Genomic DNA, 23,767 nt, shown 5'->3' with positions numbered 1-23,767 from the left:
CGGGTTCATGCGGTCAGGTACACCTCCCCGTCGCTGACGTCGACCGGGTAGGTGCGGATGCGCCGCGTCGGGTCCGCGACGCTTTGCCCGGTGGTGATGTCGAATTCCCAGTTGTGCCAAGGGCATCGGACGATCTGACCGTCGCGGGCGCGCCGCAGGCCGCCGGGTTCGTCCGGGTCGTACTCGTTCGTGCCGCCGAGCAGACCCAGGCACAGCGGGGCCCCTTCGTGCGAGCAGTAGTTGACGATCGCGTAGAACTCGCCGCGCACGTTGTAGACGCCGACACCGAACTTGCCGACGTCGACCAGCTTCATCCCGCCGGGCGGCAGCTCGTCCAGGGCGCACACCAATCGCCGTTCCGGCACCTATATCACCGCCTCCGACGCCACGCAGCATCAATACTGTGCCCGTTACCGTAACCACGACAAGCCCGTTGGGCTTAGTTGCTATTTATACTATGATAGCGATATTCCCGCGTACCAATCCGCTTACCGGCTGTCCAGGAGGAGCGCTGAATGACGCTCAGCACCGACCCCACCAACCAGCCCGTCGCACTCGACCTCACCGGTGAGACCAGTCCCTACCCGTTCTTCGAGTACATGAGGCGCACGGACCCGGTGTGGCACGGCGCGTTGGCGGACCACTCACAGATGCCGGAAGAGCTGCGGCCGAACGACGAGTGGGTGCTGTTCGGTTACGACCCGCTGTTCCAGGCGTTCCGCGACGACCGGATTTTCAGCTCCCACAAGTACGACGAGACGATCGGCTTGGTGATGGGCCACACCATCCTGGCGATGGGCGGCAAGGAGCACCATGATCACCGCAACCTGGTGGCCAAGGCCTTCCGGGCCACCGCGCTGGAACGCTGGGAACCGTCGGTCATCGGGCCGGTGTGCGATCAACTGGTCGACGAGATCAAGAACGACGGCCACGCGGACCTGGTCAAGGCGGTCACCTTCGAGTTCCCCACCCGGATCATCTCCACGTTGCTCGGTCTGCCCCCGGAGGACCTCGACTTCTTCCGGCGGCTGTCGCTCGACCTCATCTCCATCCCGACCGACATCGTCGCCGGGCTCAACGCGGCGGCGGAGTTGCACGGCTACTTCCTCGAACAGGTCGAGCAGCGGCGGCGCAAACACACCGACGACATCATCGGCGACCTGGTGGCGGCCGAGATCGACGGCGAGAAGCTCACCGACGAGGCCATCATCGCGTTCCTGCGGCTGCTGCTGCCCGCCGGGCTGGAAACCACCTACCGATCCTCGGGCAACCTGCTGTACCTGCTGCTGACCCACCCCGACCAGCTGGCGCAGGTCTACCAGGACCGCTCGCTGATACCGATGGCAATCGAAGAGGGGCTGCGCTTCGAAACCCCGCTGACGATGGTCATGCGGACCACGACCGAAGAGGTCGAAATCGGCGGCAAGACAATCCCGGCCGACGCGCAGATCGACATGTGCATGGGCTCGGCCAACCGCGACGAGGGCCGCTGGACCGATCCGAATACCTTCGACATCCGGCGGCCGCGCCAGGCGCACATCGCGTTCGCCGGCGGCATCCACATGTGCCTCGGCATGCACCTGGCCCGGCTCGAGACGCGGGTCATGCTGAACAGCCTGTTCGATCGGGTCAGGGATCTGGCCTTCGTGGCCGACGACGGAACGGGTCAGGAGTCCAAGATCGTCGGGCTGACCTTTCGTTCCCCCAATAAGCTTCCGGTCACCTTCTCCCCGGCCGCATAGGGAAGCCGCTTGAAAACTAAGGGAGCCGTCCTGCACGACGTCGGCGGGCCGTGGTCCGTCGAGGAATTCGAGCTCGATCCGCCCCGCGCCGGCGAAGTCCTGGTCGAGATGGCGGCGGCGGGGCTGTGCCACTCCGACGACCACATCCTCACGGGGGACATGTCGGCGCCCAACGACGTGATGCGGTCCCTCGGCCTGCCGACGATGTTCCCGACGATCGGCGGCCACGAGGGGTCCGGCATCGTGCGGCAAGTCGGCGACGGCGTCACGGATTTCGCCCCGGGCGATCACGTGGTGCTGTCGTTCGTCGCGGTGTGCGGCCAGTGTCGCTGGTGTGCGACGGGCATGGAATACATTTGTGACGTCGGGGCTTTCACCCTGACACCGGGCATGCCCACCGACGGCACGTTCCGTCACCACACCGCCGACGGCCGACCGCTGGGGCACTTGTCCAAGGTCGGCGCGTTCGCCGAACACACTGTGGTGTCGACGAACTCACTCGTCAAGATCGAGCCCCAGCTGTCGTTGGCGCCGTGCGCGCTGCTGTCGTGCGCCATTCCCACCGGTTACGGTTCGGCCGCCAACCGCGCCGGGGTGCGCGGCGGTGACACCGTCGTCGTGGTCGGCGCGGGCGGGATCGGCACCGGCGCGATCCAGGGCGCGCGGATCAGCGGCGCCGCGCAGATCGTCGCGGTGGACCCCGTGGAATTCAAGCAAAAATCGGCGTTGCGGTTCGGCGCGACCCATACCGCCGCCACGGCCGCCGAGGCGCAGGACATGGTGCGGGACTTGACCTATGGCGTCATGGCCGACGCCGTGGTGGTCTCCCCTTCGCTGATCACCCCTGGCGACGTCCGCGATGCGCTGCAGCTGACCCGCAAGGGCGGGACGTGTGTGCTCACCGGCATGACCTCGCAACTGACCCGATCGGTGAAGATCGACCTGCAGGACTTCATCCTGATGAACAAGACGCTGGCGGGAACGATCTTCGGCTCGTGCAACCCTCGGGCGGACATCGCCCGGCTGGCCAGGCTCTATCAAACCGGGCAGCTGCAGCTCGACGAGATGATCACCCGGCGCTACCGCCTCGACGAGATCAACGACGCCTACGACGACCTACGCAACGGCAAGATCATCCGGGGCGTCATCGATTTCGGGATCAGCTGAGGCCCTTCCGGCCCAGCACCCGCTGCAGCTGGCCGTAGGCGTCGATGGGGCTGTGCAGCGCCAGCCCGCCGTCGGCGTGCACCACTTGGCCTGTCACCCAGGGCAACTCGAGCACGCCCACGATCGCCGCGGCCACGTCGTCGGCCTCCCCCAGACGCCCGAGCGCCGTGCGTTCGGACAGGGCCTCCACCCACCCGGGCAGCTGTTCCGGCTTTGCCAGCATGGGCGTGCGCGTGACGCCCGGTCCGACCGCGTTCACCCTTATGCCGTGCACGCCCCACTCCGCCGCGGCGACCCTGACCAGCATGTCCACCCCCGCCTTCGACACGCAATACGCGCCCATGTCCCGGTCGGCGAGGGTGCCGCTGATGCTGGAGACCGCGACGATCGAGCCGCCCACCCCGGCGTCGACCATCGCCCGCGCCCCGGCCCGAATGGTCAGCCAGGTTCCGGTGAGGTTGACACCCAGCACCCGGTTCCATTCCGCGGGGGACTGTTCGAGCAACAGGCCGGACGCGCCGACTCCGGCGCAGGTGACGATCCGGGTCGGCGTGCCGTGCTCGCGCACGGTCTGTTTCATCGCGGCCGTCACCGCGTCGGGATCGCTGACGTCGCAGACGATGTCGGCGCCCGCGAGATCCCACACCACGACGTCGCACCCCGCGTCGCGCAACCGGCCGGCCACTTCGGCTCCGATGCCCGACGCTCCGCCCGTCACCAACGCGGTCACCGACATGCGCATGCCTTTCGATCGCAGAGCCGCTACATCTTGATCGCCGGGATCAGCCTGCTGAGGTTCCACAGGCGATCTCGTCGTGCGGACAACGATGAGATTGCCAGCGCGACAGCCGTCATCGCAACCAGCACGGTGATCGCTTGCCAGAGCCGTCCGTCGATCCCGCCGAGGATGAGCTGGCGCAGTCCGTTGACGCCGTAGGTCATCGGGTCGAAGCGGTGCAGGACCTGAAAGGGTCGCGACGTGGTTTCCACGGGGTACAGGCCGCCGGCACTGACGAGCTGCAGCATGAGCAGGGCCATGATCAGCACGCGCCCGACCGCCGGGCCCACGAGCGCGTTGATCGCCTGCGTGGCGGCCACGAAAGCGGCGGAGATGAGGATCATGAACCCCAGCATCGCGACCGGGTGCACCGCGTGCACGCCGAGGGCGAACCGGACCACGCAGTAGAGAATGGTCGCCTGGAACAGCGCGATCGTGGCCGCGGGCAGATAGCTGGCGAGCGCCACCCGGATTTCGAGCACCTCCGCGGCGATCGCACGACTCTGCAAGGGCCGCAGCACCATCCACAGCACCAAGGCACCGAAGAACAAGGCCAGCGTCAGGAAGAACGGGGCCATGCCGGTGCCGAAGTTGGGCGCGGCGTTCTCGTGTGAAGCCTCGAGTTGCACCGGACCCCCGATGGTGTCGGCGACCGCATCCTTTTGCTGGGTGGTCCAATTGGGCACCTGCTTGGCCCCGTCGGCGAGTTTGGTCGCCAGCTCGGCCGATCCGCCCTTGAGTTGTCGTGCACCGTCGTCGAGTTTGGCGATGCCGCCCGCCAATTCCGCATTGCCGGTGGCAACCTGCTGCGCTCCGTCGCGCAACTGGGTGAGCTTCTTCGTCAGCTCCTGCCCCTTGCTGCCGACCTGGTCGAGCGCCGACCCGAGTGGACTGCCCGGGGTGCGCAACCCCGAGGTCAAGGAAATCGCCGCGTTCTGCGCATCGATGAGCTGCTGGCGAATCTGGGGCGTGAACTGGTGACCCCGGAGCTGATCTTGGATGCCACGCAGGTTGTTGGCCAGCGGATCCTGCCGCGCGGAAAGCTGATCGATCACCGGCGAGAGCGAGTTGGCGGCGGCATCCTGCGCCGCGGAGATGGCACCGATCTGGTCGTTGGCCTGCTGAAGTGCGGTTGCGCCCTGTTGCAGCTGCTGCGTGCTGCCGCCGATTTCCGACACCGCCTTGGTCACCGCGAGCAGCGGGTCGGTGGCCTGGTTGATTCCGTCCGAGAGTTGCCTGGCTCCAGCGGCAAGCGTTGCCGAGCCGGAGCGGGCGCTGTCCAGACCACCTACCAGCCGGCCGGCGCCGTCGTCGAGTTGAGCGGCGCCGTCGGCGGCCTGCTTGATGCCCGATCCCGACGAAACCACTATCGACAGCACCTGATTGACGGCCTGCCCGGAGATCCGGCTGGACACGGCGTTGAGCACCTGGCTGATGGCGGTGCGGCCGATACTCGTGGAGATGTAGTTGTTGGCGTCGTTGTAGAAGGCGATCAGGTTGGCCTTCTTCGGCTGCCCGGTCACCGGCGATGCGATCGCCGCACTGAAATCCGGCGGCAACTCGACCATGAAGTAGTACTTCCCGTGGTCCACTCCGCTGCGCGCCTCCGCCAAATCGGTGACGTGCCAGTCCAACCCGCCGTCGGCGGTGAGGCTCTTGGCGATCTCGTCGCCGGCGTTGAACTGCTGCCCGGACACGACGGCGCCACGGTCGGAGTTGACCAGCGCCACCGGCATCTTGTTGGTGTGGCCGAAGGGATCCCAGAACGCCCACAGGTACAGCGCCCCGTACACCAGCGGCAGCAACATCAGCACGACGATCGCCACCCGCGTCAAACGGCTGCGACCGAAACGCTTGATCTCCGAGCCGAATGCGAGTCCAGCCAACATCGTCAATCTCCTCCGGTCAGGACGCGGCGATCGTGAAGCTCGTGCTCGGGTGCGTCGGTGCCGAGCGGGTTGGTGACTCCGACGACGATGGTGCGCTGCCGGGCGATCGCACCCAGCCGTTCCACCGCGGTCGCTCGCCGGGAGTTGTCGCGCACTTGCTCGAGGTCACCGATCACCAGAATCGGACGATTCGACATCAGCGCGAGTGTGATGCGCAGCAAAAACAGTTCCAGGTCGGACAATTCGACGATGTAGGTGTCCGACGACGGCGCGGGTATGTCACCGAAGACCTCCGTCAGCTCGGCCTGACCGGCTTGCAGCGGCACCAGCGAATACCACGGCGCCAGCCACCGGCGTTGTTCGGCGAGCACGGTCGCCACGGTCACCGACTCTTCGAGTTCGTCGATGTCGTCGAAGGCCGCGATCGCGCACAGGCGGCGGATGGCGCGCGGCGTCATTTCGCCGAGCACGCTCAGCGAGCCGTGACTGGCCTTGAAGCGTCCCGCGAGCGTCAACAACAGCGTGGTCTGACCCGGCCCCCCGGGCATCTGAATGGCGTGAAACCCCGGCGTCAGGGCCAGGTCGACCCCCGAGAACAGCGGCCCGTGCTCACCGTCGACCCCCAATCCGGTGGCGGTGATCACCGGTGCGATGTCGTCCGGTTCGTCTTCGGCATCCATGGTGTGGCTTTCCCTAAGCGCCGGAAACCGGAATCGATTCCAGCAGTGCGGTGATCAGTTGCGCGAGCAGATCGGGGTTGATGGTTCCCGGACGCAGCACCTCTTCCATCGCCACGCCCAGGTTGAGGGTGACGACGAGCTGGGCGATGTCCGTCAGCCGCCGGTCGCCCGGCACGGTGTCGGTCGATTCGACGATGTGTAGCGCCTGGCCGGCCGCGGCGCGACGGCGCTCGATCAGGCGGTCCCGAAGCTGCGGATCGCGCTGGGCGCGCAGCCAGTATTCGACGAGCAGCACGTAGTAGTCGGAATGGTCGCGGACCGAGTCGAGCACCGACCGGCTCACCTCGCGCGCGGCGGCGGCGGTGTCGCCGTCGCTGCGGTCCAGCGCTATCGCGATCTGCTCGCCGCGCAGCTCGAACTCGCGGTCGAGCAGGGCCAGAAACAGCTCGTCCTTCGACTCGAAGTTGGAATACACCGCGCCCTTGGTGAAGCCCGCGGCCTGACCGATCGCGTCGATGGTGGCGCCGGCGAAACCCTCGGCAGCGAACACCTTCGACGCCGCATCCAGGATGCGGTCGCGAACCTCGCCGCGGGTGGGGCGGGTGCGAAGCGGTTTGACGGGCGACATGTGCAGCAGCATACCCGCCAGTATCGGTTAGATACTATTGAGTATCGAAGATCACCCGCGCGGGAGTCGTCAGCGCAGCCTGGTCGCGGTGCGCTCCCACAGTTCGGCGGCCAGTCGCGGGTTGTCCGCGAGGCGACTGGTCTTGGCGATCTTGCGCTTGGCGTAGTACGCGCCGGGCGTCCACTCCGATACGGGCGTGCTGGACGCCAGCCGCACCAACTGGTCGGCGCCCTGGTCCGCGGTCGAGATGAATAGCACCGCCGGGGTGTACCGCTGCATGAACACGAGAAATCGCGAACCCGAGGCAACGCCGATGTTGGAGTTGACGTTGCCGGGATGAACGGCCGCAACGGAGAGGCCGTCGGCATGGTAGCGCCGGTGTAATTCCCTGGTGAACAACGCGATTGCGAGCTTCGAGAACGCGTAGGCCGCGGCGGGCCGGCGGCTGGCGGTGTTCTCCAGGTCGTCGACGGTGGCACGGAAGATCAGCTTGTGCGACGAACTCGTCGTGTTGACGATCGTGGCGCGGGACTCCAGCAGCACATCCAGCAATTGGGTGGTCAACAGGAACGGCGCCAGGTAGTTGACCTGATAGGTGCGTTCGTAGCCGTCGGGCGTCAGCTCGATCTTGCTGGCCATCCTGCCCGCATTGTTGAGCAACACGTCGATGCGCGGGTATTGCGAACGCATCTTGTCCGCCAGCGCCCGCACCTGGGACAGGTCGGCGTAATCGACGACGAAGTGGTCCGCGTCCAGTTCGGCGGCCACCGCGGCGGTCTTGGTTTGGGAGCGGCCCACCACGACGATCTGGTCGCCGGTGCGGCTGAGGCGACGAGCCGCAGCCGCGCCGATGCCGTCGCTGGCACCGGTGATGACAATCGTCCTGCGCGTCATTGCGACACCTCCACGGGGAGCGTAACGATCGCGATCGTCGCACACGCCGACTAAGCGGGTCGCTCACCCCGGGCAGCCGTCAGATCAGCGAGTAGCGCACCGGGAGGTGTTTGAGGCCGCCCACGAACGTGGTGGCGACCAATTCCGGATCACCGGTCAGCTCAATCGATTCGAGCCTCGGCAGCAGCTCGGTGAAAAAGCTATTGACCTCCATGCGAGCCAGCGCCGCGCCCATGCAGAAGTGCACGCCGTAACCGAAGGCGAGGTGTTTGTTGGGGTCGCGGCCGACATCGAAGCGGAACGGGTCGGCGAACACGTCCTCGTCGCGGTTGGCCGAGACATAGGACAACAGCACCGAATCCCCCGCGGCGATGGGCACCCCGCGCACGGTGGTGTCTTCGGCGGCGGTGCGCATGAATTCCTTGACCGGGGTGACCCAGCGGATCATTTCCTCGGTGGCCAGCGGCATCAGATCGAGGTTGTCGCGCAGGCGCTCGCGTTGGTCGGGGTTTTCGATGAGCGCCTGCAAGCCACCCGAGATGGTCGCGCTGGTGGTGTCGTGGCCGGCGGTGGCGACGATCAGGTAGTACGACACGGTGTCGATGTCCGACAGCGGCTCCCCGTCGACCCGGGCGTTGGCGATCGCGGACGCCAGATCCTCGGTCGGGTGCTCGCGGCGGGACTCGGTCACCCCGTTGAAGTACTGGAACATGTCGAACAACGCGGGCAGCTGATCCTCGTTGGTGGTGCCCCGCTTGAATTCGGAGTCGTCGCTGCCGAACAGCTCCTGCGTCAGCTTGAGCATCCTGGGGAAGTCGGCCTCCGGCAGCCCCAGCAGCGACATGATCACGTAGAGCGGGTAGTTGACCGCCACCTCCTGGACGAAGTCACAATCCGGGCCCGCGGCCATCATCTTGTCGACGTAGATCCGGGCGAGCTCGTCCACGCGAACCTTCAACGCCCGCATCGCTTTCGGGCGGAACCAGTCCGAGCCGATCGCGCGCACCACCCGATGCTGCGGATCGTCCAGGTGGATCAGCGTGCGCACCCCCGCGGCCGCCTGCATCTCGTCGCCCTCCGCCGTCGTCAGCACGGGGCGCGGCCAGTTCGTGAACAACATGTTGTCGCGCTCGATGTCCATGATGTCGGCGTGCTTGGTGATCGCCCAGAACGGCCGGTAGTTCGGCACCTCCACCCACGAGACCGGCGCGTGGGCGCGCAGGTGGGTCAGCGCGGCATGCAAGCGCCGCTCGTCGGTGTAGGCCAAGGGATCCGCCAACAGCCTGGCGGAGTCGTCTACGGTGGTGGTGCTCACTGGCGAAACTCCTTCAGTGCGGCCGTGATACAGGACGGGGAAGCGTTCATGAAGATCGGCAGCACTCGGTCCACCGCACCGCGGCAGCGGTCCTGGAGGGCGGCGGCGATGGTGCCCACCGGCCCGACGACCGCGAAGGCGGCGAGCATCTCGTCGTCGATCAGCGAGGCCATGGCGTCCCATTCACCCGCGAGCGACAGGCGGTGCAGTTCGGTCTGCAGGTCTCCCCAACCATGCAGCTCCAAAACCCTGCGGTACGCCGGCGTCGACCCGTAGAAGGCGATCTGCTTGCGCACGGCGGCCGTGGCGGCCGTCAGCTCCTGCTCGTTCTCCCCGGTGGCGATCATCACCTCGCCGGACACCTCAAACCCGCTGCGGGACCGGCCGGCTCGCCGCATACCGCGCAGCAGCGCCGGCACGGTGACCTCGTCGAGGTAGCGCTTGGACACCATCGGGTGACCGAGGTGACCGTCGGCGACCTCCCCGCACAGTTCGGTCATCGCCTCGCCCACCGCCGCGAGGAACACCTTGGGCGCGGAATAGGGCTGCGGCTCCGGGGTGAACATCGGGGTCATGATCTTGTGCGTGTAGAAATCGCCCTCGAAGCGCAGTTTTCCGCCGTCTTTCCACACGGACCAGATCGCATGCAGGGCGGCCACGAACTCGCGCATCCGGCGCGCGGGATGGCTCCACGGCATGCTGAATCGTTTCTCGATGTGGGGTTGGATCTGGGTGCCCAGCCCGAGGATGAACCGTCCCCGCGAGTACGCCTGCAGGTCCCAACCGATGTTGGCCACGATCATCGGATTGCGGGCGAACGCCACCGCGATGTTGGTGCCCAGTTCCAGCCGAGACGTGTGCTCTGCGGCCAATAGCAGCGGCAGGAACGGGTCATGGCTGGTCTCCGCCGTCCAGCCGCCGTCGTACCCGTCGCGTTCGAGCGCGACCGCCGCCTCGGTCACCCGGGCGAGTTGATTGGGGATGCCCCCGTCGACCTTGAGGCGGGCGGCGTCGACCATGCGGGTAACTTTACAGTAAGCAATCCAGTATGTGACCCTGCAGATCCGCTCGCCAGACCAAACCCCCATGAGGTAGGACATAGGCATGCCGAAATCCCAGGACTGGGGAGAAACGCTCGACGATCTCGGTCGGCGCCGTCAGCACGCGCGGGAAATGGGCGGGCCGGAGCGGCTCGACAAACACCGCGGCAAGGGCAAGCTCGACGCCCGCGCGCGGATCGACCAGTTGCTCGACCCGGGGTCGTTCCGTGAACTCGGCACCCTGGTCGGCGGCGAGGTCGCCGCCGACGGCATCGTCGTCGGCTCCGGTCTCATCAACGGTTCGCCGGTGATGCTCGGCGCCGAGGACTTCACCACCATGGCCGGCAGCATCGGACCCGGCGGCAACTCCAAGCGCTACCGCATCGCCGAACTCGCGCTGCGCGACAAGATTCCGTTGGTGATGCTGCTCGAAGGCGCCGGCTTTCGTCCCGGCGGTGGACATTACGGCCGCACCCCTACCGACCTGCTCGCGCAGGCGCAATGCTCGGGCCGGGTACCGACCGTCGCCGCCGTGCTCGGGCCGTCGGCCGGGCATGGCGCCCTGGTCGCCCCGGTCTGCGACTTCCGGATCATGAGCAGACAGGGCGCGATCTTCACCGCCGGGCCGCCGGTCGTCAAAGAGTCCACCGGAGAAGAGATCTCGAAGGAGGACCTCGGTGGACCCGTCACCGCGTTGCCGAGCGGGGTGATCCACAACGTCGCCGAAGACGACGAAGCCGTGATCGCCGATATCCGGCGGTACCTGTCGTATTTCCCGCCGAGCGCGTGGTCGTACCCGGCACAGCTGCCACCGGACGAGGACAGCGAGCCACGTGCGACGCCGGAGTTGCTCGACATCGTCTCCCGCGACAACCGCCGTGTCTACGACATGCGCGCCGTGCTCGACGTGGTCTTCGACCGGCCCGACTGGTTCGAGGTGCAGCCGCAGTACGGCAAGGCGATCATCTGCGCGCTGGCCCATCTCGGCGGGCACCCGGTGGCGGTGGTGGCCAACCAGCCCCAGGTGATCGCCGGTTCGATCGACGCGGACGCGGCGGACAAGGCCGCACACTTCATCATGGTGGCCGACTCGTTCCACCTGCCGATCGTCTTCCTGGCCGACAACCCCGGCATGCTGCCCGGTAGCCGCTCCGAGCGCAGCGGCGTGCTGCGCGCCGGTGCGCGGATGTTCGCCGCGCAGACCGCGGCCACCACGGTCAAGTTGCACGTCACGCTGCGCAAGGCGTACGGGTTCGGCTCGATGGTCATGTCGCTGTTGGGCTTCGATCACCAGAGCGCGACCTTCGCTTACCCGGGCGCGACCATGGGCGCCATGAGTGCGGCCGCGCTGGGCCGGGCGACGCACGCCGGCGAGGACATCACCGCGAAGCTGCGTGACGCCGAGCTGCAGGCGTCCTATCGCTCGGCCGAGCATCTGGGATTCGACGAACTCATCGATCCGCGCGAGACCCGCGATGCCTTGCTCGGTTCACTGCTTCGGGGACTGTCGGCCCGCCAGGCCGCCGCCGAACCGGTCAGCCGGACCGTCATCATGCCCTGAGCTCCTCCCGGCTACCCGCCGCGAGCGACCGTGTCTGCACGCGACACGCCGTCTGCAGCCGTACAATTGCGCGCCCTCACGCGCGTCAGCCGCCGGCCCGGTACGCCGCGATCACGGGCTCGAGTTCGTCCGGCGTCGCGCCGTGCATGATCACCGCGTCGGCGCCGTAGTCGAACTCCGTGCGGACGCGATCCGCGCATTGCCGCGCCGACCCGGTGGCCGCCGGCTCCAGCCATTCGTCCGGGATCAAGGTGGCGATGTGCTCGATCTGCCCGGCGGTGGCCTTGTGGTCGATGCCGCCGGCGATCGACGTCACCACCGGGTCTTCCCGAAAGCGTTGCAGCACAGCAGGGTCCCAGTTGTTCGTGCGCACCAACAGGTCGCCGTAGCCCTGCAGGTAGGTGGCCAGCCGGGCGACCGTCTTCTTCAGCCGCAACTCCTCGGGGAGGTGGTCACCGACGGTCGCGAAGCACGACCACACCCGCACGCTGGCCGGGTCGCGGCCCGCCTTCTCGGCCGCGGACTTGACGGTCGCCACGCAGCGCCGCAGCGTCTCGGGGGTGAAGTAAGTGTGCAGGATGACGTCGTCGAACACACGGCCCCCGAGCTCGAGGGTCTTGGGCCCGAACGCCACCAGCGCCAATCGGATGTCCTCGTCGAAGTCGGGGTCCAGGAACAGGATCGGGTATTTGCCCATCGGCCCGTCGTGGTTGAAGATCAACTCCCCGTGCCACAGGCGGCGCATGACCTGGGCCCAGTCTTCCATCTGCGCGGTGGTGACCGCCGGTATGCCGAACGCCCCGTAGATCGCCGCGATGCCGCGGCCGATGCCCAGCGTGAAGCGCCCGCCGGAGAGCCGGTGCATGGTGGTGGCCCATGACCCGGTGATCAGCGGATGACGGGTGTTGTGATTGGTTGCGGCGGTGGCGATCTGCATCCTGGTCGTCACGGCGCACGCCGCGCCGGTGAGCGACGACGCCTCCTTGACGTTCCAGCGCTCGGAGATGAACGCGGTGCCCATGCCCAGTTCCTCGCCGCGGCGGGCCTCATCGACGAGGGCCGCCGGCCCTTCGCCGCCGGCACCGGCCAACAGGTAGTAACCCAATTCGTCCAGCGTGCGATCGCTCAACTCCAAACTCCTTGCTGGTAGCCGCAATTCCAGACCTCGGTGATCTTGCCGTCGATGACGCGGAACACCTCGATGCTGGCGACGTTGGTCTCCGTGCCGTCCGTGGTGGTCATCGATGAGTCGTAGACGATCGCGACGTGCTCGTCGCCGGCGGCGACGACGTTCAGGTCGAAGCGCAGCGTGTCGAACATCGCCCAGACGTCGCTGACCCTGCTGACCGCCTGTTGCCGGGTGAGAACGTGCGCCTCCCCCACCTCGTGGCGGATCACGGTGTCGGCGAACAACTCCTCGGCCAGCTCCAAGTTCTGCTCGTTCCAGACGACGAGGTTGTAGAGCTCGACCACCTCGCGGGCCGTGCGCGTGGCGGCCATCAGCCGGCCACGCCGCGCAGGAATCGGTCGGTGACCTGCTGCACCCGCCGGGAGAAGATGTGCCCGACGTGGCTGCCGTCGTACCAGTACAGCTCGCCGCCCCAGCGCTCGTGCAGCGCGACGGCGGGCTCGCGCATCGCCATCCGGTCGTGCCAGGCGCCGACGATCAGCCGGCGTTCCGGCGGCGGTGCCGGATCCGCCCGCAGCGGGTCGATCACCGAGGTCAGCTGCGCCACCTGCGGGGACGCCAACAGGTCCCGGAACGCGTCCCGCGACGATCCCCAGCGCCCGAGATGCCGGGCGATCATCGCGTTGAGCCCCAGGATCGGGGTGTACAGCGCGACGGCGTCGACCCGCCTCTCCAGGTGGGAAACCAGTGCGGCCACCGGAGTGCCCATCGAAATCCCCGCCACCACAACCGCGCTGGCCTGCGGTTGCGCCCAGCGCACCACCGCGCGGATCTCCGAAACGGCGCGCATCATGCCGGCGACGTTGCCCAACGGGTCCATGTCCGGGTACGCGGGCCATTCGCGGCGACGGCAACCGTGACCGGGCTGCACGGGCAGCGCGACGTTGAACCCGAGCTGGTGATGTATTCGGCCGATGCGGCTCAGCAACAGGTCTTCCGTACCGCCCTGACCGGCGCCGTGCACCCAGACGAGCCAGGGCCTCGGACCGTCGTCGTGCCGGCACAGGTGCACCACCGCCCGGGCCGGCCCGCCCAGTCCCTCGGCTTGCAGCGCTCTGGGCAACGCCGGGTCGTGCTCGAACGCCATCCGCTCGTAGGCGAGGTTGCCGATGCGCCGCCGCCGCACCGAGGTCGCCCGCAGCGGCGCCGGGTCGGCGTGCGCGCGGTCGATGCCCAGGTCCGACAGTTCTTCAGCCGCGGCTGTGCAGCCCGACAGGGGCCGCATCGCCGCGGGACTGCCGCCGAGCAGCGAAAAGCCGCTCAGCACAAGCTCGTCCAGCAGGACCTCGCCGAACTGCCGCACCCCGCGCGGCGACGCCGGCACCCAGCCGGTTGACCGGTTCAGCCCGGCCACCGTGCGGGGCAGCAGCATCCCCAGCTCGCGGGTCGCGTCCCGGGCCAGACCAAAGCCTTGCGTCACCTTCGACATGGCACTCACCTAAGCCAGCTTGAAACCGGTGTATCCGCCGGCCGCGATCTCGTCGCAGCGGCGCCGATATTCGGGGATTCCGCCGGTGTAGCCCATGTACATCCGCTTCTTCCCGGGCACGTTGCCGCCGTTGTACCACGAGTTGCAGGACGGGTGGACCAGCACCGTCGGCGCAACGAGCGCGGTGGTGTGGTCGATCCACTCCTGCTGCGCGGTGGCCAGCGCCTCGATCGTGCGGATACGGCGGTCCCGCAGGTGTGCGATGCAATCACCTATCCACTCCACATGCTGTTCCAGCGCGGCGACGAAGTTGGTGGCGGCGCTGGGACTGCCCGGCCCCTGGATGGTGAAGAGGTTGGGGAAGCCCGCGACCGCCAACCCAAGATAGGACAGCGCGCCCTTGCTCGACCAGAACTCGGCGAGCGACATCCCGTCGCGGCCGCGGATGTCGATGCGGCTCAGCGCCCCCGTCATCGCGTCGAAGCCCGTGGCGTAGATGATGACGTCCAGGTCGTAGGAGTTGCCCTCGGTGCGGATGCCACCCTGCGTCACCTCGCGGATCGGTGACTTGCGCAGGTCGACGAGGGTGACGTTGTCCCGGTTGAAGGTCTCGTAGTAACCCTGGTCGATGATCGGCCGCTTGCACGCGAACGGATGGACGGGCACCAGCGAGGCCGCGGTGTCCGGATCCCTGACGATGCGGGCCACCGCGTCGCCGTACAGCTTGGCGGCCATTCGGTTCGCCTCGATGTCGAAGAAAACGTCACCCCAGTTGAGCGCGCCCAGCACGCCGTGGTCCTCGATGGCGCGCAATTGCTCCTCGCGGGTGGCGGACTTCAGCGGCGGCCTGCCCAGCATTTCCAGCAGCACCGAGAAGGCGCTCAGCCGCGCCGCCCCGATCGGGTGGGCCCGCTGTGCGGCCCGGATTTCGTCGTAGCGGGCCTTCATCCCGTCCAGCTCGCCGGCCTCGAACCGGTGCACGCGCCAGGGCAGGGTGTAGGCGGGTGAACGCTGGAACACGCGGAGCTGCAGTGCTTCCCGCGCCACCACGGGAATGAGCTGAACGCCGGTGGAACCGGTCCCGATAACGCCGACCCGCTTCCCGGTCAGGTCGAAGCCCTCTCTGGGCCAGTGGCTGGTGTACAGCGAGGCGCCGGCGAAGCTGTCCATACCCGGGATGTCGGGCTTCAACGGAACGGAGAGGATGCCCGAGGCCGCGACGACGAACGGGGCCCGGAACGTCTCGCCGGCATTGGTTCGCACCACCCAGGCCGCGGCGTCCTCGTCGAAGGTCATAGCGACGACCTCGGTGTCGAACTGGATGTCGCGGCGGAGGTCGAGCCGGTCGGCGACGAAGTTCAGGTAGGCCTCGATCTCCGGCTGGGCCGGCATCGACTCGGTCCAAACCCATTCCTGCTGAATCTCTTCGGAGAAGCTGTAAGAGTATTCAATGCTCTCGATATCGCAGCGCGCGCCCGGGTACCGGTTGTACAACCACGTGCCGCCGACATCGTCGGCCATCTCCAGGACACGGGCCCGGATGCCCGCTTGGCGCAACCGATGCAGCATGTACAGCCCGGAGAAGCCGGCGCCGATGACGATGACCTCGATCCGACTGTCAGCCGCTTCAGTCACTTCACTCCTTGCCGTGCACGGACCCGACTGCTGAAATCTATACTGTAATGGACTTAGTATCAGACGTTCGGAGGCTTCGGCGTGAAAGTGCCTTTCACCTGGAAGGTCACCGGGTGGTTCATGGTCGGGTGGTCGCCCGAATTCCCGATCGGCGAGGTGCGGCCGCTGCACTATTTCGGCGAGGACCTGGTGGCCTACCGCGACGAGTCCGGGGAGCTGCACGTGCTGGAAGCGCACTGCAAACACCTCGGCGCCCACATCGGCCACGGCGGCAAAGTGCTGGGCGATTGTGTCGAGTGCCCGTTCCATGGCTGGCGCTGGGGACCGGACGGCACCAACCGGTACATCCCCTACCAACCGGACCGGCCGAACCGCGCGCTGCGGCTGCGGGTGTACCCGGTACGCGAGCAGTACGACTGCGTGTTCGTCTGGCACCAGCCGGACGGCAAGGAGCCGCAGTGGGAGATGCCGGACATCTTCCGGAAGTTCCCGCAATTCGAGACCGACCCCGCGGCCTACTACCGCGCCTACCCGGAGTTCTCCCGGCGCGCCGAGCGCGAGCCGGTGCATCCGCAGATCGTCGCGGAGAACGCGCCCGACAGCGCGCATTTCGAATACGTGCATCACGCCACGGTCACCCCGCGGGTGCTGGACTGGAAGATCGTCGACCACGAGTGGCAATTCGTCGCGGGGTGGCCGGACGCGCGCAGCGACAACCCCGAGGACCTCGCGTTGCGGTTCCACAGCCACCTGTTCGGACTGGGCGGGGCGATCAGTGTCTTCGAGGGGGCGCAGAACCATCGGCTGATCTTCACCTGCACACCGGTCGACGACGGGTGTTCGGACCTCTTCTACTCGATCTGGTGGCCGCGGCTTCCCGGCGACGACTCCGACGTACCACAGGGCAAGCTGCGCGACGTCATCGAAAAACAGTTCCTGTCCACCGTTTTCGACGACCTGCAGATCTGGCGCTACCAGAAGTACGTAGAGAACCCGGCGCTCTCCAAGGTGGACGCCAAAGGGTATATGGCGCTGCGTAAGTGGGCGACGCAGTTCTACGAAGTGCCGGCATGACGCCCCAGCTGGCCGATATCGCGGCGCCCGGCCACACCGCGATCGTCACCCAGGAGTGCCAGGGCGCGGTGATGGGCCCGAACGCCGGCCTGGGGATGCTGGCCACCGAGGCGCGCCGGGTCGCCCTACCCAACATCGTGCGGCTGTTGCCGGTGGCCCGGGCGGCCGGCGTCCGCGTCGTCCACTGCCTGGTGCAACGACGGCCCGACGGGCTCGGCTCCAACCACAACGCCAAGATCTTCAACATGGGGCACGAGCAGGTCGACATCACCCCCGGCACTCCCGGGGCCGCACTGTTGCCCGAATTGGGGCCGGAGCCAGACGATCTGGTGCTGAGCCGCTGGCACGGCGTCGGGCCGATGGGGGGCACGGACCTGGACGCGGTACTACGCAACCTCGGGGCGTCCACCATCGTCGTCGTGGGGGTGTCCCTGAACATCGCCATCCCCAACGTCGTCATGGACGCCGTCAACGCCGCCTATCGCGTGATCGTTCCCCGGGACGCCGTTGCCGGCGTACCGACCGAGTATGGAGAGGCCGTCATCGCCAACACCCTGTCGCTGCTTGCGACCATCACCACGACCGATGCGCTGCTCGAGGTCTGGAGGCGGCATTGACCGAGACCGCACCCGGAGTCCGCGGCGGGTTCCCCGACATCAAGCCCGCCGACCACGCACCACCCGGCCTGGGCCGGTTCGTGGACGCGATGCGCCGCCTGCAGGACCTGACCGTCGCCAGCAGTCCGGACAGCGCGGCGTGGACCGCCGCGGCCCGCCACGTCGAAGAGGCCTGCGCCCTGCTGGACGGCCACCAGGTGCCCGAAGGCGCGGCGCCGGCCGGCCGCGTCATCGAGCTGCACGGCCTGGGCCACCCACTGCTACCGCCGTGGACCGTCACCGAATCCGGTCCGAACGGTGTCGCGATGGCCGGGCATTTCAGCCGATCCCACGTGGGCGGAAACAACGCCGTACACGGCGGCATGATCCCCCTGTTCTACGACTGGCTCTTCGGGATGATGGTGTCCACGGCCGGGACGCCACCCACGCGGACGGCATACCTGCACGTCGACTACCGGAACATCACCCCGATCGACGAGCCGTTGACCGCGCGGGGGCGTATCACCGATATCGAGGGCAGGAAGATCCTCATCTCGGCTACGATGACGGCCACTGACGGCACGCTGCTCACCGAAGCCAACGGCCTGATGGTCCGATTGCTCCCCCACCAGCCGTGAAAGCGCGAGCAGACGCAGAATCGCATCGCGCGGTTCCCGCTCATGCGATTCTGCGTCTGCTCGGCGTTACTACTTGAGAGGCCTGATGTCCGACACAGCAACAGAATTCACGGTGCCCGCCGTCGCGGCGGCCGTCGCGGCCGCCATTCCCGATCGCGAGCTGCTGATCCAGGGCGGACGGCGCTACAGCTACAAACAAGTGATCGAACGGTCGCGCCGCCTCGCCGCGTACCTGCATTCGCGAGGGTTGGGGTGCCACACCGAACGCTCCGCCGTCGCCGGCCACGAGGCCGGCCAGGACCTGCTCGGGATCTACGCCTACAACGGGAACGAATTCGTCGAGGCGTTGCTCGGCTCGTTCCAGGCTCGCGTGGCCCCGTTCAACGTCAACTTCCGCTACGTCAAAAACGAGCTGCAGTACCTGCTCGCGGATTCGGGGGCGACCGCGCTCATCTATCACGCCGCGTTCGCGCCCCGGGTGGCCGAAATCCTGCCGGACCTGCCCCAACTGCGGGTGCTTATTCAGATCGCCGACGACTCGGGCAACGAACTGATCTATGGCGCAGTGGATTACGAGAGCATCATCGCGTCCGGCGCACCGGAGCCGCCACCGGTTCGGCATTCGCCCGACGACCTGTATGTCCTGTACACGGGCGGAACGACCGGAATGCCGAAAGGCGTGCTGTGGCGCCAGCACGACATCTTCATGACGTCGTTCGGCGGGCGCAACCTGATGACCGGTGAGCCGTTCGGGTCCGTCGAGGAGATCGCGGCGGGGGCGGCTGCCGGTCCCGGCACCAAGCTGATGGTCCTGCCGCCGCTGATGCACGGAGCGGCCCAGTGGAGCGTGATGACCGCGATCACGACCGGGCAGTCCGTCGTCTTCCCGTCGGTCGTCGACCGGCTCGACGCCGACGAGGTCGTCGGGACCATCGAGCGCGAGCGGGTGACCGTGGTGACCGTGGTCGGCGACGCCATGGCCCGGCCGCTGGTCGCCGCCATCGAGAAAGGCATCGCGGACGTGTCGTCGTTGGCTGTGGTCGCCAACGGCGGCGCGTTGCTCACCCCGTACGTCAAGCAGCGATTGATCGAAGTCCTGCCGAACGCCGTCGTCGTCGACGGGGTGGGATCCTCCGAGACCGGCGCGCAGATGCACCACCTGTCGACCTCGGGGGCGGTGTCGACCGGAACGTTCAACGCGGGACCGGACACGTTCGTGGCCGCCGAGGACCTGAGCGCCATCCTGGAGCCCGGTCACGACGGGATGGGCTGGCTGGCCCAGCGCGGCTACGTCCCCCTGGGCTACAAGGGCGATGCGGCCAAGACCGCCAAGACGTTTCCCGTCATCGACGGAGTGCGATACGCGATCCCGGGTGACCGGGCACGCCACCGCGCCGACGGCAGCATCGAATTGCTGGGCCGTGATTCGGTGACCATCAACTCGGGCGGGGAGAAGATCTTCGTCGAGGAGGTCGAGACCGCCATCGCGTCGCATCCGGCGGTGGCCGACGTGGTGGTCGCCGGGCGGCCCAGCGAGCGATGGGGCCAGGAGGTGGTTGCCGTTGTCGCGCTGGCCGAGGGCGCCCGCGCCGACGCCGAGGAGCTGGTCGCGCACGCCGGGCGGTCGTTGGCCCGCTACAAGCTTCCGAAAGCGATCGTTTTCCGCGCGGCGATCGAGCGCAGCCCGTCGGGCAAGGCCGATTACCGCTGGGCGCGCGAGCAGGCGGTGAACGGCTGACCGGCTCGATCCGCGCCGATCGCTGAGGCGGCTTCCGGAAGGGCGACTTCCGCGGGCCTCGCCATATTGCCTACTGTAAGAATTACAGTACGATCGTACGCGAGGGCCTGCCGTTCCCGCCGAAGATGCTGGAGATCGAAGGTGACGACCAACGTTCACGCCGCCGCCGGCGCCGACGGCCAGACCGTCAGCCTGCGTGATCCCTACCCGTTCTTTGCCCGCAAGCGCCGCGAATCCGGGGTGTTCCGCGGCACGGTGATGGACTATTCCAGGACACCCGAGTCGCTGAGGCCCAAGCGCGAGTACTCCGCGGTGTCCTTCGACGCGGTGAACACGGTGTTCCGCGACGGACGGGTGTTCAGCTCCGCGCCGTATGACAAGACGATCGGCCTGTTCATGGGCCCGACAATTCTGGCGATGGAGGGAAAGAAGCACCGCGACCACCGCAACCTCGTGTCCGCGGCGTTCAAGTCGAAGGCGTTGGCCCGCTGGGAGAACACCATTGTGCGGCCGATCTGCAACGCGCTGATCGACGAGTTCATCGAGGCCGGTCAAGCCGACCTGGTCCGCGACTTCACCTTCGAATTCCCCACCCGCGTCATCGCCCGGCTGCTGGGGCTGCCCGCCGACGACCTGCCGACGTTCCGCAAGCGCGCCGTGCAGTTGATCAGTTATCACGTCGACTACGAGCGCGCCTTCGAGGCGTCGGCGGCGCTCAAGGACTACTTCGTCGAGCAGATCGAACAGCGCAAGTCGGAACCGACCGAGGACATCATCGGCGATCTGGTCACCGCGGAGATCGACGGCGAAAAGCTCAGCGATGAAGCCATTTACTCCTTCTTGCGGCTGCTGTTGCCCGCCGGGCTGGAGACCACGTACCGGTCGTCGGGCAACCTGTTGTACCTGCTTCTCACCCACCCGGACCAGTTCGCCGCGGTGCGGGCCGACCGCGAGCTACTGCCGCAGGCGATCGAGGAGGGTCTGCGCTTCGAGACACCGCTGACCACCGTGCAGCGCTTCACCACCGAGGACACCGAGCTTCAGGGTGTCGAGATTCCGGCGCGGTCGGTGGTCGGCGTGTGCATCGGGTCAGCGAACCGCGACGAGCGGCGCTGGGAGCGTGCGGAGGAATTCGACATCTTCCGCAAGCACCTGCCGCACATCTCCTTCGCCGCCGGTGAGCACACGTGCCTGGGTCTGCACCTGGCGCGGCTGGAAACCCGCGTGGCGGTCGAGTGCCTGCTGGATCGGGTCACCAACGTCAGGCTGCGCACCGACGACGACCCGCACATCCATGGCCAGCCTTTCCGTTCACCGACGGCGCTTCCCGTGACGTTCGACGCGAAGTAGGGTCCGAAAATGGTAAAAGTCATGTCCGGCATCCGAGTCCTGGAACTTGCCCAATTCACGTTCGTCCCGGCGGCGGGCGCCATTCTCGCCGATTGGGGCGCGGACGTCATCAAGGTCGAGCACCCGCTGCGCGGCGACACCCAACGCGGCTTCATCAACATGGGTGGCATCCAACTCGATCCGGAGCGGCACCCGCTGATGGAACATCCCAACCGGGGCAAGCGCAGCGTCGGGATCGACGTCTCGACGCCGGGCGGTCAAGAGGTGATCTACGAACTGGCCAAGACCTCTGACGTGTTCCTCACCAATTACATGCCGGCGCAGCGCCAGAAGCACAAGTTCGACGTCGAGCACATTCGCGCGGTGAACCCGAACATCGTCTACGCGCGCGGGTCGGCGTACGGCGACAAGGGCGCCGAGCGTGACACGGGCGGCTACGACGGGACGGCGTTCTGGACGCGCAGCGGCATCGGGTACGCGCTGACCCCCGAGGAGCTGGGCGGCGCGCTCGGGCAGGGCATTCCCGCGTTCGGCGACTCGATCGGCGGCATGTTCATCGCCGGCGGCATCTCGGCGGCGCTGCTGCATCGCGAGCGCACCGGCGAAGCCCTCGAGCTCGACGTGTCGTTGCTGAGCACCGCCTGGTGGGCGGCGGGAGCGAGCGTGACGCAGGGCATGGAGACCGGGCAGGTGATGCGCACCCCGATGCCGGGCGCCGCCACCGCGATGTCGGTGAACCCCTTCATGGGCAACTACGAAACCTCCGACGGCGGCACCATCAACCTGTGCATCATCAGCCCGACCGGCTTGATCCGCGACACATTCGAGCATCTCGGCATCCCCGAGGCGGCCGACGATCCCCGCTTCTCCGACGTGCTGCCCCTGATTCAGAACGCCGGCGCGGCCGCCGAGCTGATCGCAAAGGCCTTCGCCGCCAAGCCTGTCGACTACTGGCGGCAGCACTTGAAGACGATGAAGGGCCAATGGGCGCCGTTCCAGAGCCTTCTCGACCTGGTCGACGACGAGCAGGCCCGTGCCAACGACATGATCAGCGAGGTCGAGTTGGCCGGCGGCGGGAAGCCTTTCCGCGTCGTGCGCGGCCCCGTGCAGTTCAACCACGAGCCGCTGGTGACCACGCGGGCCCCTCAGGCTTCCGAACACACCGAGCTCGTGCTGATGGAACTGGGTATGGATTGGGACCGCATCGAGCAACTGAAGGACTCGGGAGCTATCGCGTGACGGACGGCATGCCGCGCCCATGAATGACGTGGCGATCATCGGCGTGGGGTTGCACCCGTTCGGCCGCTTCGAGGGCAAGTCGGCGATGGAGATGGCCACCGACGCCATCCAATTCGCGGTCACCGACGCGGGCTTGGAATGGAAGGACATTCAGGCCGCGACGGGCGGCAGCTGGACGGTGGCCAACCCGGACGCGATCGTCGCGATGGTCGGGCTGTCGGGCATCCCGTTCACCAACGTGTTCAACGCGTGCGCTACCGCGGCGAGCGCCGCCAAGGCCTGTGCCGACGGTATCCGGCTCGGCGACTACGACATCGGGATCGCCATCGGTCTGGACAAGCATCCCCGCGGCGCCTTCACCGAGGATCCCGCCCTGGTGGGAATGCCGCGCTGGTATGCCGAGAACGGGCAGTACCTCACGACCAAGTTCTTCGGCATGAAGGCCAACCGCTACCTGCACGACCACGGCATCTCGCACCGAACGCTGGCCAAGGTGGCCGCGAAGAATCTCCGCAACGGCGCGTTGAACCCATGCGCCTTTCGCCGCAAGCCGATCCCCGAGGACGACATCCTCAACTCGGCGATGCTGAACTACCCGCTCACCCAGTACATGTTCTGCGCGCCCGACGAGGGTGCGGCCGCCGTGGTGATGTGTCGCGCCGACATTGCCCACCGCTACACCGGCACGCCGATCTTCTTGCGGGCGGTCGAGGTGCGCACCCGCCGCTACGGCGCCTACGAGGTCAACACCACCTTCGCCCCGATCGACGAGGACGTCTCCCCGACCGTGTACGCGTCGCGCGCCGCTTTCGAAAGGGCGGGCGTGGCGCCGGAGGATGTCGATGTCATCCAGCTGCAGGACACCGACGCCGGAGCGGAGATCATCCACATGGCCGAGTGCGGGTTCTGCGCCGACGGCGAGCAGGAGAAGCTGCTGGCCGACGGTGCCACCGAAATCGCCGGTTCAATGCCGGTCAACACCGACGGCGGGTTGATCGCGAACGGCGAGCCGATCGGGGCGTCGGGCCTGCACCAGATCCACGAACTGGTGCGCCAACTGCGGGGCGAGGCGGGCGACCGCCAGATACCCGGTGAGCCGCGCGTCGGCTTCGCTCAGCTTTACGGCGCGCCCGGCACCGCCGCGGCAACCATCCTGACGACCTGAGTGGTCGCGCTATCGGGCGC

At 67.4% G+C, this 23,767-nt stretch carries 22 protein-coding genes; 10 read left to right on the top strand and 12 right to left on the bottom strand.

Annotation, left to right across the window (positions count from 1 at the left end; all coding sequences use genetic code 11):
- Positions 1–5: 5 nt before the first annotated feature.
- A complete protein-coding gene (locus HMPREF0591_RS14650; RefSeq protein ID WP_007169364.1) occupies positions 6–365 on the bottom strand; it encodes a Rieske (2Fe-2S) protein in 360 nt (119 codons plus the stop codon).
- A gap of 150 nt (positions 366–515) precedes the next feature.
- Between HMPREF0591_RS14650 and HMPREF0591_RS14645 the strand changes: the two genes are divergently transcribed.
- Together HMPREF0591_RS14645 and HMPREF0591_RS14640 are read left to right on the top strand one after the other, a co-directional pair.
- Entirely contained in the window at positions 516–1,742 is a 1,227-nt protein-coding gene (locus HMPREF0591_RS14645) for a cytochrome P450 (protein WP_007169363.1), read from the top strand.
- 9 nt (positions 1,743–1,751) lie between these two features.
- Positions 1,752–2,909 carry a Zn-dependent alcohol dehydrogenase gene (locus HMPREF0591_RS14640; RefSeq protein WP_007169362.1) on the top strand — a complete coding sequence of 386 codons (1,158 nt, stop codon included), beginning with the start codon at positions 1,752–1,754 and terminating at the stop codon, positions 2,907–2,909.
- Here HMPREF0591_RS14640 and HMPREF0591_RS14635 read toward each other — a convergent pair.
- From HMPREF0591_RS14635 to HMPREF0591_RS14605, 7 genes are all read right to left on the bottom strand, one after another.
- The gene (locus HMPREF0591_RS14635) at positions 2,902–3,645 is read right to left on the bottom strand and encodes an SDR family NAD(P)-dependent oxidoreductase (RefSeq protein WP_244268899.1); all 744 of its coding nucleotides are present in this window, start codon (positions 3,643–3,645) and stop codon (positions 2,902–2,904) included. The genes HMPREF0591_RS14640 and HMPREF0591_RS14635 overlap by 8 nt on opposite strands.
- A gap of 26 nt (positions 3,646–3,671) precedes the next feature.
- Positions 3,672–5,576: a YhgE/Pip family protein gene (locus HMPREF0591_RS14630; protein WP_007169360.1), complete on the bottom strand. Its 1,905-nt coding sequence runs from the start codon at positions 5,574–5,576 to the stop codon at positions 3,672–3,674.
- 2 nt (positions 5,577–5,578) lie between these two features.
- Positions 5,579–6,256 carry a hypothetical protein gene (locus HMPREF0591_RS14625; protein ID WP_007169359.1) on the bottom strand — a complete coding sequence of 226 codons (678 nt, stop codon included), beginning with the start codon at positions 6,254–6,256 and terminating at the stop codon, positions 5,579–5,581.
- A gap of 13 nt (positions 6,257–6,269) precedes the next feature.
- Positions 6,270–6,896 carry a TetR/AcrR family transcriptional regulator gene (locus tag HMPREF0591_RS14620; protein ID WP_007169358.1) on the bottom strand — a complete coding sequence of 209 codons (627 nt, stop codon included), beginning with the start codon at positions 6,894–6,896 and terminating at the stop codon, positions 6,270–6,272.
- 57 nt (positions 6,897–6,953) lie between these two features.
- Positions 6,954–7,778, bottom strand: a complete 825-nt coding sequence (locus tag HMPREF0591_RS14615; protein ID WP_007169357.1) for an SDR family NAD(P)-dependent oxidoreductase — start codon at positions 7,776–7,778, stop codon at positions 6,954–6,956.
- A 79-nt stretch (positions 7,779–7,857) separates the two neighbouring features.
- A complete protein-coding gene (locus tag HMPREF0591_RS14610) occupies positions 7,858–9,093 on the bottom strand; it encodes a cytochrome P450 (protein WP_007169356.1) in 1,236 nt (411 codons plus the stop codon).
- Positions 9,090–10,112, bottom strand: coding sequence for an LLM class F420-dependent oxidoreductase (locus tag HMPREF0591_RS14605; RefSeq protein ID WP_040622556.1), 1,023 nt, complete (start codon positions 10,110–10,112; stop codon positions 9,090–9,092). Before HMPREF0591_RS14605 ends, HMPREF0591_RS14610 begins: the two co-directional genes overlap by 4 nt.
- Positions 10,113–10,197: 85 nt before the next feature.
- On the opposite strand from HMPREF0591_RS14605, the gene HMPREF0591_RS14600 reads away from it, so the two are divergent.
- Positions 10,198–11,694, top strand: coding sequence for an acyl-CoA carboxylase subunit beta (locus tag HMPREF0591_RS14600; protein WP_007169354.1), 1,497 nt, complete (start codon positions 10,198–10,200; stop codon positions 11,692–11,694).
- A gap of 85 nt (positions 11,695–11,779) precedes the next feature.
- Here HMPREF0591_RS14600 and HMPREF0591_RS14595 read toward each other — a convergent pair whose 3' ends face one another.
- Genes HMPREF0591_RS14595 through HMPREF0591_RS14580 form a run of 4 tightly spaced genes read right to left on the bottom strand, consistent with a single transcriptional unit; the run spans position 11,780 to position 15,947 of the window.
- Positions 11,780–12,823, bottom strand: coding sequence for a TIGR03857 family LLM class F420-dependent oxidoreductase (locus tag HMPREF0591_RS14595; protein WP_040622857.1), 1,044 nt, complete (start codon positions 12,821–12,823; stop codon positions 11,780–11,782).
- Positions 12,820–13,194, bottom strand: coding sequence for a nuclear transport factor 2 family protein (locus HMPREF0591_RS14590; protein WP_007169352.1), 375 nt, complete (start codon positions 13,192–13,194; stop codon positions 12,820–12,822). Before HMPREF0591_RS14590 ends, HMPREF0591_RS14595 begins: the two co-directional genes overlap by 4 nt.
- Positions 13,194–14,312 carry an alpha/beta hydrolase family protein gene (locus HMPREF0591_RS14585; protein ID WP_007169351.1) on the bottom strand — a complete coding sequence of 373 codons (1,119 nt, stop codon included), beginning with the start codon at positions 14,310–14,312 and terminating at the stop codon, positions 13,194–13,196. Before HMPREF0591_RS14585 ends, HMPREF0591_RS14590 begins: the two co-directional genes overlap by 1 nt.
- Before the next feature lie 9 nt (positions 14,313–14,321).
- Positions 14,322–15,947, bottom strand: coding sequence for a flavin-containing monooxygenase (locus HMPREF0591_RS14580; RefSeq protein ID WP_007169350.1), 1,626 nt, complete (start codon positions 15,945–15,947; stop codon positions 14,322–14,324).
- Between the two features lie 81 nt (positions 15,948–16,028).
- On the opposite strand from HMPREF0591_RS14580, the gene HMPREF0591_RS14575 reads away from it, so the two are divergent.
- From HMPREF0591_RS14575 to HMPREF0591_RS14545, 7 genes are all read left to right on the top strand, one after another.
- Positions 16,029–17,021 (top strand): Rieske 2Fe-2S domain-containing protein, encoded by a 993-nt coding sequence (locus HMPREF0591_RS14575; protein WP_007169349.1) that lies wholly within the window; start codon positions 16,029–16,031, stop codon positions 17,019–17,021.
- Positions 17,018–17,638, top strand: a complete 621-nt coding sequence (locus HMPREF0591_RS14570; protein WP_007169348.1) for a cysteine hydrolase family protein — start codon at positions 17,018–17,020, stop codon at positions 17,636–17,638. Before HMPREF0591_RS14575 ends, HMPREF0591_RS14570 begins: the two co-directional genes overlap by 4 nt.
- Positions 17,635–18,255 carry a PaaI family thioesterase gene (locus tag HMPREF0591_RS14565; protein ID WP_007169347.1) on the top strand — a complete coding sequence of 207 codons (621 nt, stop codon included), beginning with the start codon at positions 17,635–17,637 and terminating at the stop codon, positions 18,253–18,255. Before HMPREF0591_RS14570 ends, HMPREF0591_RS14565 begins: the two co-directional genes overlap by 4 nt.
- 85 nt (positions 18,256–18,340) lie before the next feature.
- A complete protein-coding gene (locus HMPREF0591_RS14560; protein ID WP_007169346.1) occupies positions 18,341–19,993 on the top strand; it encodes an acyl-CoA synthetase in 1,653 nt (550 codons plus the stop codon).
- 141 nt (positions 19,994–20,134) lie between these two features.
- Entirely contained in the window at positions 20,135–21,343 is a 1,209-nt protein-coding gene (locus HMPREF0591_RS14555; RefSeq protein WP_007169345.1) for a cytochrome P450, read from the top strand.
- A 21-nt stretch (positions 21,344–21,364) separates the two neighbouring features.
- Entirely contained in the window at positions 21,365–22,582 is a 1,218-nt protein-coding gene (locus tag HMPREF0591_RS14550) for a CaiB/BaiF CoA transferase family protein (protein ID WP_040622554.1), read from the top strand.
- 19 nt (positions 22,583–22,601) lie between these two features.
- Positions 22,602–23,747, top strand: a complete 1,146-nt coding sequence (locus tag HMPREF0591_RS14545) for a thiolase family protein (protein ID WP_007169343.1) — start codon at positions 22,602–22,604, stop codon at positions 23,745–23,747.
- Positions 23,748–23,767: the final 20 nt, after the last annotated feature.

Source organism: Mycobacterium parascrofulaceum ATCC BAA-614, assembly GCF_000164135.1.
Taxonomy (GTDB): Bacteria; Actinomycetota; Actinomycetes; order Mycobacteriales; family Mycobacteriaceae; genus Mycobacterium; species Mycobacterium parascrofulaceum.
Note: the sequence above shows the minus strand (reverse complement) of the source record. Positions and strands in the feature narration are given on the sequence as shown.